Here is a 12,471-nt window from a genome sequence, read left to right as displayed (position 1 = left end):
GTGAGCATCTCGTACATACTTGACTAAGTCAAATAAATGACCGATCGTTGATGGGCAGGAGGCTTCCCATGACGATCCATCATCAACCCGGCCATCATCAACCCGGCAACGAGCGCATCGACGCGGTGCGGGCTTTCAACCGCTTCTACACCCGCCAGATAGGTCTGCTCGACGAAGGCCTGCTGAAAAGCGCCTTCTCGCTGACCGAGGCGCGGGTGCTCTACGAACTGGCGCATCGCGATGGCCTGACCGCCAGCGATCTCATTCGCGATCTCGGCCTCGATGCCGGTTATGTCAGCCGGCTCCTGAAGAAGTTCGAGCACCTGCAGCTGATTTCGCGCGCGGCGCTGGCGTCGGATGCGCGGCAATCGTCGATCACGCTAACGCCGGCGGGGCGGCAGGCCTTCGCGCCGCTGAACCGGGCTTCGCACGACCAGGTCGCGGCCTTGCTGGAGCGGCTTCCTGCTGCCGAACAGGACCGGCTGGTCAAGGCCATGCAGACGGTGCAGCAACTCCTGGGCGACAGCCCGGAGTCCAAAGTGCCGTATATGCTGCGCCCCTTGCAGGTCGGCGACATCGGCTGGGTGGTGCGCCGCCAAGGACAGATCTACGCACAGGACTATGGCTGGGACGAAACCTACGAGGCGCTGGTCGCCGAAATCCTCGGCGCCTTCGTAAAATCCTTCGATCCAGAATGGGAACGCAGCTGGATTGCCGAACGGCAAGGGGAGGTGGTCGGCTCGGTCTTCGTCGTGCGCAAATCCGACGCGGTGGCGAAGCTGCGCCTGCTCTATGTCGAACCATCGGCGCGCGGCCTCGGCATTGGCAAGCGGCTGGTTCAGGAGTGCATCGGCTTTGCTCGTGCCAAGGGCTACAAGACGCTGACCCTATGGACCAACGACATCCTGACCGCCGCCCGCCACATCTACGAGAGTGCCGGCTTCAGGCTGGTGGACGAAGAGCGCCATCACGCCTTCGGCAAGGATCTGGTCGGCCAGAACTGGAACCTGGAGCTGTAGCGGCGTTCAGGCCACCGGGACCCATATCTCCAGCCCGCCATTGCCGCTGCGCGGATCGAACTCCGGGCCGTAGCGCTCGAATTCGGGGCCGTCGGCTATATCGTGCCCCGAGGCCGGCAGCCATTTGTTCCAGATCGTGTTGACGGTGCGGCGGATGGTGGAGATGTGCTCGGCATGGGTGAACACGGCGTATTTCTGCGCCGGCACCCGCACCCGCGAAAGCTCCTTCGGCAGGTCCGAGAAATCCGAAACTTCGACCCCGGCGATATAGTCGAAATTGCCGGCATCGTCGCCATTGACGCAGACGCCATAGGCGACGTCACCGGTCTCGCCCGGAATGTTGCCGATATAGGGACCGAAGCGCTGCCACTGCATCGGAATGGCCGCGCTGGTTTCGCAACTGTAGCGCTCGCCGATGCCGGCAATGAGGAAGGGACGGCCGGTCTCGAAGCGCGGCGGCGGCAGTGAGGCGAGGAAGGACTGGTCCATCAGGATCGGCTCCACGAGATCGAGATTGCTGAGGCTGCCCTGCGCGCGCACCAGTTCCGGCGTCGTGCCGAACTGGTCGCGGAAGGCGCGGGTGAAGGCTTCGTGCGAGGCGTAGCCGGCATCGAGCGCGACCGCGAGGATGTCGGGCGCGCCGGAAGCCAGCTTGCGCGCCGCTTCGGTCAGCCGGCGCGCGCGCATATAGCCCATCACCGAACGGCCGGTGGCGGCGCCAAAGGCGCGCGTCACATGAAAGCGCGAGACGCCGCTGCTTTGCGCGACATCTTCAAGCGAGATCGCTTCCGGCAGATGGCTCTCGACAAACCACAGCGCTTTCTCGGTCGGGTTCATAGGTCTCCTCGCATTTGGCGGCACATTTTGTCGGCTTTTGCGAGGCCAGTTTGATCGAAATTGCGCCTGTCGTAAAATCGAAGGGCGCTGGTCGACTGTGGCAGGTCACCATCGTGGAAAGCCGCTGCTGGGCGGCCTCGGCCTGGCTCGCTGGGACAATATCCGGGCGCGCTGGGTGCGGGCACCATCCTTGCCTATGCCCTGTGGAACCACCGCCGGCTCGATGCCTTCGCCGCCGGCGAAATGCCGCCGAAAGCTTAGGTGTGCCGGTGGCGAGGACGCGCAAGACGACCTTTCTTCTCACGGCGTTCTCGACGGCAATTCACGTCTCGGTCGGGAGGTCATCCGCAACCGTCATTGCCTGTGCCGTGACCGCATCTGCATGGCTGCCATCCCTCTTTTTCGGCTCTGGCGCAATGCGGCGCCTTGAATGGTAAGCACGCTTATAATATATACCGCTCATGGTTTCCGACGGCATAGATAGATTGGGCTTTTTGATCCACGACGTGCAGCGCCTTATGCGCAAGCGCTTCGAGGCGCGCGCCAGCGGTCTTGGCCTTTCCTCGGCACAATGGCGGCTTCTGGTTCGCGTCGCCAAGGAGGCCGGCGTCGCCCAGGCTCGCCTCGCCGAACTTCTCGAAATCGAGCCGATCAGCGTTTCACGCCTCGTCGACCGGATGGAGGAGGGCGGCTGGATCGAACGGCGCTCCGATGCAACTGACCGGCGCGTGCGCATGATCTTCCCGACAGCCAAGGCGAACGCGGCCTATGCCGAGGTCAAAAGCCTTGCGGGCGAAGTTTATGAGGAATCGCTGGTCGGCGTTTCGCCGGACGACCGCCGCGTCCTGATCCGGGCGCTGGACACCATCGTGCAAAACCTGGCGGACGGCGAGACGTCGTCCTTGAAGAGTACGGAAGGGGCAGCAGCATGAACGCGGCAGCCAAACTAGACGAGAATGTTACCAAGATCGAGACGCCGGCACAGCCGGCTGCCGAAGCGCCTGCACAGCCGGCTGCCGAAGCGCCTGCACAGCCGGCCGCAGCACCTGTCGCGGTGGCTCCCCCGGTTCAACCCGCTCCGGCTCCGGTCAAGAAGCGCCGCATCGGCCGCTTGCTGCTGACGGTCGCCCTGCCGGCCGCGCTGGCCATTGGTGGCGGTTATGTCTGGGTGACCGGCGGCCGCTATCAGGAAACCGAGAACGCCAATTTGCAGCAGGCCAAGGTGTCGATCGCCTCGGACACGGCCGGCCGCATCGTTCAGGTCGGCATCTCGGACAATCAGCAGGTCAAGCAGGGCGATGTGCTGTTTGCCGTCGACCCCGAGCCCTACCGGATCGCGTTAGCCCAGGCCGACGCGGCGGTCGCAGTCGCACGCGTCGGAATCGAACAGCTGCGCGCCGCCTACAGCCAGGCACTGGCGCAGGAAAAGTCCGATGCCAGCCAGGTCGACTACGCGCAGTCGCAGTATGACCGCGCCGCCGACCTTGCCCAGAAGGGCATCAACGCCAAATCGTCGCTGGACGAGGCCAAGAACGATCTCGACAAGGCCAGGCAGCAACTGGCCGTTGCCGAGCAAGGCATCGTCAGCGCCAAGGCGGCTCTCGCCGGCAATCCCGATATCGAGACCGACAAGCATCCGACGGTGATGGCCGCACTCGCCGCGCGCGACAAGGCCGCCTACGATCTGGCGCAGACCACGGTCAAGGCGCCGGCCGACGGCGTCATCAGCCAGGCCTCCTCGTTCAAGGTCGGCCAGTATGTCGGTTCCGGCACGCCGCTGTTTGCGTTGGTCGAGACCGGCGACACCTGGATCGATGCCAATTTCAAGGAAACCCAGCTTACCCACATGAAGCCTGGCCAGAAGGCCGAGATCGTCGTCGACACCTATCCGGGCAGAACTTTCGAGGCCACCGTCAAGGCGATCGGCGCCGGCACCGGCGCGGAGTTTTCGCTGCTGCCAGCTCAAAACGCCACCGGCAACTGGGTCAAGGTCACGCAGCGCATTCCGGTGCGCCTGGAGCTGACCGATGCCGACGCCAAAATGGCGCTGCGCACCGGCATGAGCGCCTCGGTTACGGTGGATACCGGCGTTGCTCGCGGGTTCCCCACTATCTTCGGCCACGCCACCGCAGGCGAAGCACAATAGACTGTGAATGGACCGTGATCTCGAAAAGCAGGATCACGGCCCGGCAGAACGCCCGCCGCAGGCGAGGTGAAGTTGAGATGACAGGATCGGTCCGACGGCAGGTTGAACGAGGGGTGGATTGGACCGGGCCGCATCGCGGCCTGCCCAGAACCTGGACCATCTCGGCGCCCATCCTTCGGACCTTGGATTTCCGGGCGGCAAGCGCCTGATGTGTCGAGACCTTCGATCGATGTAACCCCCACATCGATAGATCGCGTCCCACCGCGATGAGGGTCTCTTCACCAGAGAAGGCCTCGCCGCCCGGAAACCTAGTGTACACGTTTTTGTTACCTGTCGGAAGTTCCGCATGATGACCACACCAGAAACTTTCAAGGAAGTGCCGCATCGCGGCCTGATCACAGTGGCGCTGATGCTGGCGACGGTCATGCAGGCGCTCGACACCACGATCGCCAATGTCGCGCTGCCGACCATGACCGGCGACCTCGGCGCCTCGCCCGACAACATCAACTGGGTGTTGACCTCCTACATCGTTGCCGCCGCCATCATGACGCCGGTGACCGGCTGGCTGGCCGACCGCTTCGGCCGCAAGGAACTGTTCCTGGCGGCAGTTGTCGGCTTCACCGTGTTCTCGATGCTGTGCGGTATTGCCTGGAGCCTGGAGAGCATAGTGTTCTTCCGGCTGATGCAGGGCGTGTTCGGCGCAGCCATCGTGCCGCTGTCGCAGACCTTCCTGCTCGACATCAACCCCAGGGAACGCCACGGCCAGGCGATGGCCATCTGGGGCGCCGGCATCATGCTGGGGCCGATCCTGGGTCCGACGCTGGGCGGTTGGCTGACCGAGAATTTCAACTGGCGCTGGGTGTTCTTCATCAATTTGCCGGTCGGCATCATCGCCTTCCTCGGCATGGCAGCCTATTTGCCGGTCGTTGCCCGGCGGATCCGCAGCTTCGATTTCTTCGGTTTCGCCATGATTTCGCTCGGCGTCGGCGCGCTGCAGCTGCTGCTCGACCGCGGCGGCGAGGTCGACTGGTTTTCCTCGGTCGAAATCTGGATCGAGCTTGCTCTTTCGATCACCGGCTTCTGGGTTTTCATCATCCATACACTGACGGCGGAACGGCCTTTCATCGACCCCAAGATCTTCCTCGACCGCAATTTCGTCACCGGTCTGGCCTTCATCTTCGTCATGGGCGTGCTGATCCTGGCCTCGATGTCGCTGCTGCCGCCGATGCTGTCGACCATCTTCGGCTATCCGACCGTCACCATCGGCGTCGTCCTGGGGCCGCGCGGTGTCGGCACGATGATTTCGATGCTTGTCGTTGGGCGGCTCATGAGCAGGATCGACGCCCGGATCCTCGTCGTCATCGGCTTTCTGCTCACCGCGCAGTCGCTCTACACCATGTCCTCCTTCACGCCGCAGATGGACGATTGGCTGATCCTCAGCTCCGGCGTCATCCAGGGCCTGGGCATGGGCATGGTGTTCGTGCCGCTGTCGACGGTGGCCTTCGCCACGCTCGACGTGCGCTTCCGCACCGACGCCACGGCCCTGTTCAGCCTGGTTCGAAATCTCGGTTCGTCGATCGGCGTGTCGGTGGTGACGGTTCTCATGGTGCGCAACACGCAGGTCAATCACACCGAACTGTCGGCTTTCATCAACCCGTTCAACCCCAATTTGTGGGCGGCCTCGCCGGCGGCAGCAGGCGGCGATCCGACGGCACTTTCGCAGGTGGACCGCATGGTCAACATCCAGGCGATGATGATCTCCTACGTCAACGACTTCAAACTGCTGATGGTGATGACGCTGGTTGCCATTCCGTTTGTCTTCCTGCTGCGCAAGCCGAAGACCGCTCCGGCCGGCGCGGCCGCTCCTGCCGCGCATATGGATTGAGGCGGGCGCCGGTCGCTGGCAGCAAGCTGGTTGCCCCTGATGATTTGTTGCTCGGATGATCGTCAAAACCCGCGTGTGCAAAAAAATATCGATAATGAGCCGTTGGAAGTTGATTTGGAATGACATTTGCACCTTTGGTATCTGGTTGCTGACGCATCCAATTCCGTTACAGTTCATCTTGAATTAGCACATCTGTAACATTGTCAGTCGACTTTCGTCTGGCGCGACAGAGGCCCTTTCTTGTTTCAGGTGCCAAACCGGAGGAGGTCTGTTTGGTCACGAAGTCATCCAGAAGATCCGTCGGGGCGCGCGGGCCGGTGGGCGTAGCCGCATTGGCAAGACTGGCTGATGTCTCCTACGATACGCTCGAGGGAGAACTTCGCACGACCATTGCGGGTCTCGAAGGGCAGACCCTGCGCTTCGAGACTGCGATCGAGAATATTTCGCAAGGCATCTGCTTTTTCGATGCCGATGAACGGCTGATCTTGAGCAACCGGCGCTATGCGGAAATCTACCGCATTGCGCCCGAGGAATTGCGGCCTGGCGTGACACTGAGCGAAATAGTGGAACGCCGCGTCACCGCCGGCACGGCGGCGACGGCCGCCGACACCTATCTCGCAACGGCTCGCTCGATCAATTCGGGCAAGGCTTCGCGGCTCTGGACCGCCAAACTTGTCGATGGTCGCACAATCCAGATCCGTAACCAGCCCATGCCCGATGGCAGTTGGATCGCCACGCATGAGGACATCACTGAACTCCTCGCCAATCGGCAGATCGTCGACGAGCGCATTTCGCTGCAGGCGCTGATCGACTGGGTGCCCGATTATCTCTGGGTCAAGGATACGCAAAGCCGTTTCGTCGTGGTCAACAGCGCCCTTGCGACCGATAGCGGCCGCAACAAGACCAGCGACATGATCGGATTGACCGATTTTGATCTCCACCCCCCGGAAGTTGCGCGGAAATTTCGCCTGGTCGAGCAGCGCCTGCTCAAGAGCGGACAACCAGTGATCGACGCGGAAGAGTTTGTCGTCGATGCGTCGGGGAACGGCAAATGGCTTTCGTCGACGAAGGTGCCGTTGCGCAATCGCCAAAATGAAATCTTCGGCCTGGTTGGCACTGCCCACGACATCACCGCCCGCAAGCAGGCGGATGTCCTTCGCAGCGGGCAGGCGCAGATCCTCGAAATGATTGCCACGAGCGCGCCGCTGGAGGACGTGCTCGACCGCCTCATGCGCTTCGTCGAGGCTCAGTTGAAGGGGATATTCGGTTCCGTCCTGCTGCTCGACAAGGACGGCATTCATTTGCGTCACGGTGCGGCGCCGGGCCTGGCGAAAGCCTATACGAGCGCCATCGATGGGGCGGCCATCGGTCCCAAGGTGGGATCCTGCGGAACCGCCATCTACCGGCGGGAACCGGTCATTGTTACCGATATTCTGCAGGATCCGCTTTGGGACAATTACCGCGAACTGGCGGCACCCCATGGCTATCGTTCGTGCTGGTCAACCCCGATCCTGTCGCATCGGGGCGTCGTGTTGGGCGCCTTTGCCATGTATTCGATGACCGTGCGCGAACCCACCCATGCCGAGACCCGCCTGATCGAATTCACCACACACATTGCCGGCATCGCGATCGAGCGCAAATTGGCGGAAGACCAGATCCACTTCATGGCCAACCATGATGCGCTGACCGGCCTGCCCAATCGCGCTTTGCTGGAGGATCGGCTTTCCCAGGCGGTCCTCTACGCGCAGCGATACAATCGCTGGATGACGGTGGTGTTCATCGATCTCGACAATTTCAAACTGGTGAACGATACGTTTGGCCACAATGCCGGCGACGAACTCCTCAAGACCGTCGCCAGCCGTTTGGTTGGATGCGTGAAGGCCACCGACACCGTCGTGCGGCTTGGCGGCGACGAATTTGTCATCGTCCTGTTCGACCAAACCACCAATGTCGATGTGGTGTCGGAAACCCTGCAGACGATCAGGGATGCGATCGCGGAACCGGTTCTTGTCGGAGAGCATCGGCTGAGAACGACGGCCAGCATCGGCATCGCAAATTACCCGAAGGACGGGACCAGCCCGGATACGCTGTTGGCCAATGCCGACGCCGCCATGTATCGCGCCAAGGAATTCGGCCGCGACAATTTCCAGTTCTATGCCCCGGAGTTCAACTCAACGGCACATGAAAAATTCCTGCTTCAGGAGGAATTGCGAAACGCGCTCGCCCGGTCGGAATTCGCTCTGCACTATCAGCCACAGGTGGATCTGCGATCGGGGCAGGTTTTCGCCGTCGAAGCGCTGGTGCGCTGGAACCACCCGACGCGAGGCCTGGTTTCGCCGGCGATGTTCATCCCGACCGCCGAGGAGACCGGGCTGATCGTGCCGCTCGGCGACTGGATCCTGCACGAAGCCTGCCGGCAGAACAAAGCCTGGCAGCGCGCCGGTCTGTCGCCCATAACCGTCTGCGTCAACGTGTCGGCGCGGCAGTTCCGGGAGAAGAACCTGATCGACCGCGTCGTCAACGCATTGAAGGAAAGCGGCCTGGAGGCGAGGTATCTCGAGCTCGAAGTGACGGAAAGCCTGATCATGCAGGATTTCGAGCTGGCGGTCGCAACGATGAACGGACTGCAAAAGCTCGACGTGCAGATATCGATCGACGATTTCGGAACAGGCTATTCCAGTCTCAGCGCCCTCAAGACGTTTCCGGTGGCGCGGCTGAAGATCGACAAGTCCTTCATCAACGATCTCGCGACCGACGAGAACGATCAAGCGGTCACTGGCGCCGTGATTTCCCTGGGGCAGAAGTTGAACCTTCGGGTGCTGGCCGAAGGTGTCGAAACGGAAGACCAGGTCGCCTTCCTGCGCAAGAACAATTGTGACGAGGTGCAGGGCAATTATTTCAGCAAACCCCTGTCGGCTGGGGATATCGGCGAGCTGATCGCGAAAGGCTGACGGCTGGCTCGCGCCGTAACCGCTGGCTGCTATTTTCCGAGCACCAGGCTCCAGTAGCGGATGGCGCTGTCGCGTCCGTCGCGTACATAGGCGAGGCCGAAGCGGCTGAAATCCGGATCGAGCATGTTGCGGCGGTGGCCAGCCGAATGCATCCAGATGTCGAACAGTTTCTGCTGGTCGAAGCGGCCCTCGGCGATGTTCTCGGCGGCGGCGCCCCGCACCCCATTGTCCTTCATCCGCGACGCGAAATCCTTTCCCCAGCCCGTCGTGTGGCTCATGCGTTCGCGTGAGGCCATATAGCCGGCCTGCTGCCGAGCGGCCTGCTCGAGCTGGGCGTCCGGCACCAGCGCCGGCAGTCCGGCCGAAGCTCGGATGCCGGCCAGCGTCGCGGTGGCCGAGGACGACACACCGGCGCCTTCGCCGGTCGGCACCGAGACCGTACTGCAAGCAGCGAGGCCGGCCATGGCTGCAAGGCCGATCAGCAGCAGGCGCCTGTTTGGTTTTGGACTTGCTGCGCCAGAGCGGGTTTGCGCGAGCGGATGATTGGTGGTGCAGATCATTGTCATGCCTGCCTGACTTAGCCGCGATCATGGCTTTTGCCGGGCAGGGCTGCGAAAATCTCAATCGCTGGCCTCCGTGCAGGTTCGGCCGGCCGATTCGAATGGGAAGGTCGGCGGCCGATGTAGTCTCGGCGCGCTGCGTCCGATCAGCGTTGCGCGTCGGTCGCCATTTTAAGCGCCAGCGCGGCGAGCACCGTGCCCATCATCCAGCGCTGGATGACCATCCATAGCGGCCGTCCGGCAAGGAAGGTGGCGATCGAACCGGCCGTTACCGCGATGATGGCATTGGCGGTCAGGCTGATCGAGATCTGCGTGGCGCCGAGCACCAGAAGCTGCGACAGCACATGGCCGTTGCCCAGCGAGATGAACTGCGGCAGCAGCGACAGATAAAGCACCGCCACCTTGGGATTGAGGAGATTGGTCATCAGGCCCATCGCGAACAGCTTGCGCGGCCTGTCCTTCGGCAGTTCGCGCACCTGGAATGGTGAGCGCCCGCCGGGCCGCACCGCTTGCCAGGCGAGCCATAGCAGATAGAGCGCGCCGGCAATGCGCAGTGCGTCATAGGCAAACGGCACGGCAAGCAGCAGCGCGGTGATGCCCAGCGCTGCCGATACGACATAGAACAGAAAGCCGGCCGCCACGCCGCCGAGCGAGATCAGCCCGGCCTTCGGGCCTTGCGACAGCGAGCGCGAGATCAGGTAGATCATGTTCGGCCCGGGCGTCAGCACCATGCCCAGGCAGACCAGCGCGAAGGCGAGATGGTTGGCGGTTTCGGGCACTGGCAATCTCCGGGAAGCGGTGACGATACCGAGCACGCGTTTTGACTCACCGCAAGAGCATGATGGCCGGAGACTTTGCGCCAGCGTCGAAAATTGGCGAAAGCGGCGAAGCCGCCAATTTCCCCCGCAAGGGGGAAGATCAGCAGCTTCAACCCTCAGCTCACCACGCGCAGGTTCGAGAGCTCGTTGGCGATTTCCTTGAAATTGTCGGACAGCGTGGCGCCGGTCGCGTTCCAGAACAGTTTTGCAGGCTTGCTCGGGTCGGTCGGATCCTTGCGGAAGCGCGAGTCCGACGAGCACGTCTTCAGTGCCTCCATCGCGCTCTTGTCGCCGGCGTCGGTCGTCGACATATCGAGCGCCACCGTCATCACCATGATGTTGGCCGCCTTGGCGTTGTTGCACAGCGTCGCCATCTGCTCGTTGAGCGCGGCGGTGTAGTTGCTCGACGAATAGTTGAGCTGGCCGATGGCGCTCGACGTGCCGCCGAACAGGCGGGTGACCGCAGTGCCGTTGTAGCCAACGCCGGTATAGCCATAGCCGGCATAGGTCGACTTGTTGCCGGCGGGGTCGGAACTCACCGTCGAATAGGTGTTCTCGCCGTCGGTGAGCACGATGACCACCTTGTCATTGCCTCGTTCCGTCTCAGGACGTCCTCCTGTGAAAGGCTCCGTGCTGGAGACGGTGCGCCAGCCCCAGGCCATGCCTTCCGGCACATTGGTGTTGCCGTTGGGCGCCATCAGGTCGATTGCTGCCTTGATCTTGGTCAGCCCGGCGGCGTTGGCGACGTCGGTCAGCGGTGTGATCGGCGTGGTGGTGCAGCTGTAATTCGGACCTGCACCCGTCCCCAGCACCGGAGCATTGATCGGCCGTGGCTGGAAATACTTGGCCATGTTGGACTGCCTGGTCTTGCCGGTGGTGCTCGCCGGATCGTCGTTCCACCAGCTGTTGGCTGCGCCATAGGTCTTGGGGGCCACCTCGTCGGGGTCCTGCGTTATGTACCAATGATTGCCCGGCTCGTCCGGCGCGAACATCGGCACGAACATGGTCGCGGGATCGCCGACGCCGGTGCCGGTGTTGTTCGGTCCGCCGGAGGCCGGCGCGTCGGTGACATTATAGGGGTAGGGACGGACCTCGACGCAGCCCTGCCAGCTGGCGAACGGTCCGTATGTGTCGTTGTAGTCGTATTCGTTGTGGCTGTCCGAGCATGTATGATTGGCACGATATTTGTCGCAGACCACGCGTTTGCTGCCGACGATGCGCTCGTGGCTGGTGACCACTTTCATGTCGCGGTAGAGCGAGAAGCGGGTCAGCATCTGCCCCTCCTGCTCACCCCAGCCAGTGCCTTTCTTGTACCAGATGCCGCCGATCTTCTGGGCATATTTGTCGGCTGCGTTAAGGGTGGACCAGGCGAAATTCTCATTGTGGATGGGCGACAGCCCGTAGGCGTCGATCCACGACGCGTTGTCGTTGCTGGCGCCGACATTGACCGAGGCGGCGAACGGCACAAGGCTGAACTGGACCGGCTTGTCGATCTGCTTGATCATCGCGGCCTGCAAGGCAAGCGTGTCGACGAGCTGCTTGGCGGCTTGCTTGAGAAGGTCGATGCGCTTTTGTCCGGCACCCGTGCCCGTGTTCGACATCGACCCCGAATTGTCGAGCACCATGGCCACTTCCAGCGTGTTCTTCAGCCGGACTTGCGAACACACGGAGTAGGTGACGTTTTCCGACGTCCTGCCGATCAGCATCGCCGCTGCCGGCAGGAAATAGGGCTTGTAGACCAGGCTGGCGCACAGCTTGACGATGCCGCCGCCGGTCGTGCTGCTGGGCAGCGTAACGCTGAGCGTCGTGTCGGCGGGATCGACGTCGTTGAGGTTTGCCTTGAAGAAGTCGAGCGCATAGGCCCGCAACTGGTCGTCGGTGGCGCCTTCCACCAGCCGGCGCGCGGTGGCGAAGTTGGCGGCGTCGAGCGCGTTGACCACCCTCTGCTTCTCGCTGACCACGCCGGTGTAGTCGACGGCCATGGCCACGCCGCCCATCAGTGGCACCATCGCCACAACGGTCATCAGAGCGTAATTGCCGCGGCGGTCACGCCAGAAGTCACGCCGGAATGTGCGCCAGAGTTCACGCATGTGATGTAAGCGGCCCCGCCTGCGGATTCTTCAATGCCGCCACAGTTTCACAAAACGTTGAAGGACGGGTTTGGGAAACTGCTCGATTGCGCGGATAGCGCTTCACCAGGCGCTAACCAAATGCGCCAGCTGCCGAACGCAAAACGCCCCGCCGAGGCGGAGCGC

At 62.5% G+C, this 12,471-nt stretch carries 9 protein-coding genes and 1 pseudogene; 6 read left to right on the top strand and 4 right to left on the bottom strand.

The features are described from left to right. Nucleotides 1-68 precede the first annotated feature (68 nt). Nucleotides 69-1,019 carry a bifunctional helix-turn-helix transcriptional regulator/GNAT family N-acetyltransferase gene (locus tag NLY33_RS24260; protein WP_023708520.1) on the top strand — a complete coding sequence of 317 codons (951 nt, stop codon included), beginning with the start codon at nt 69-71 and terminating at the stop codon, nt 1,017-1,019. Nucleotides 1,020-1,025: 6 nt separating this feature from the next. On the opposite strand, the gene NLY33_RS24255 is transcribed toward NLY33_RS24260, so the two are convergent. Then, the gene (locus NLY33_RS24255; RefSeq protein ID WP_023708519.1) at nt 1,026-1,856 is read right to left on the bottom strand and encodes an AraC family transcriptional regulator; all 831 of its coding nucleotides are present in this window, start codon (nt 1,854-1,856) and stop codon (nt 1,026-1,028) included. 127 nt (nt 1,857-1,983) lie between these two features. On the opposite strand from NLY33_RS24255, the pseudogene NLY33_RS24250 reads away from it, so the two are divergent. The 5 genes and pseudogenes from NLY33_RS24250 to NLY33_RS24230 form a co-directional block, all read left to right on the top strand. Continuing rightward, nucleotides 1,984-2,191 (top strand): annotated as a pseudogene (locus NLY33_RS24250) (iron chelate uptake ABC transporter family permease subunit); the annotation flags it as partial. Nucleotides 2,192-2,317: 126 nt separating this feature from the next. After that, nucleotides 2,318-2,788 carry a MarR family winged helix-turn-helix transcriptional regulator gene (locus NLY33_RS24245; RefSeq protein WP_023705728.1) on the top strand — a complete coding sequence of 157 codons (471 nt, stop codon included), beginning with the start codon at nt 2,318-2,320 and terminating at the stop codon, nt 2,786-2,788. Next, nucleotides 2,785-4,002 carry an HlyD family secretion protein gene (locus tag NLY33_RS24240; protein WP_023708518.1) on the top strand — a complete coding sequence of 406 codons (1,218 nt, stop codon included), beginning with the start codon at nt 2,785-2,787 and terminating at the stop codon, nt 4,000-4,002. The genes NLY33_RS24245 and NLY33_RS24240 overlap by 4 nt, the downstream gene beginning before the upstream one ends. A gap of 349 nt (nt 4,003-4,351) precedes the next feature. Next, entirely contained in the window at nt 4,352-5,887 is a 1,536-nt protein-coding gene (locus NLY33_RS24235; RefSeq protein WP_023709707.1) for a DHA2 family efflux MFS transporter permease subunit, read from the top strand. Between the two features lie 332 nt (nt 5,888-6,219). Next, nucleotides 6,220-8,838, top strand: coding sequence for an EAL domain-containing protein (locus NLY33_RS24230; RefSeq protein WP_023708516.1), 2,619 nt, complete (start codon nt 6,220-6,222; stop codon nt 8,836-8,838). A gap of 29 nt (nt 8,839-8,867) precedes the next feature. On the opposite strand, the gene NLY33_RS24225 is transcribed toward NLY33_RS24230, so the two are convergent. The 3 genes from NLY33_RS24225 to NLY33_RS24215 form a co-directional block, all read right to left on the bottom strand. After that, a complete protein-coding gene (locus tag NLY33_RS24225; protein ID WP_023671529.1) occupies nt 8,868-9,398 on the bottom strand; it encodes a CAP domain-containing protein in 531 nt (176 codons plus the stop codon). A 146-nt stretch (nt 9,399-9,544) separates the two neighbouring features. Next, a complete protein-coding gene (locus NLY33_RS24220; protein ID WP_023671530.1) occupies nt 9,545-10,177 on the bottom strand; it encodes a LysE family translocator in 633 nt (210 codons plus the stop codon). A 155-nt stretch (nt 10,178-10,332) separates the two neighbouring features. Continuing rightward, nucleotides 10,333-12,306 (bottom strand): pilus assembly protein, encoded by a 1,974-nt coding sequence (locus NLY33_RS24215; RefSeq protein ID WP_023705732.1) that lies wholly within the window; start codon nt 12,304-12,306, stop codon nt 10,333-10,335. Nucleotides 12,307-12,471: the final 165 nt, after the last annotated feature.

It is taken from the genome of Mesorhizobium sp. C432A, from assembly GCF_030323145.1.
Taxonomy (GTDB): Bacteria; Pseudomonadota; Alphaproteobacteria; order Rhizobiales; family Rhizobiaceae; genus Mesorhizobium.
The sequence above is the reverse complement of the archived record's forward strand: the minus strand, read 5'-3'. Positions and strand labels throughout refer to the sequence as shown.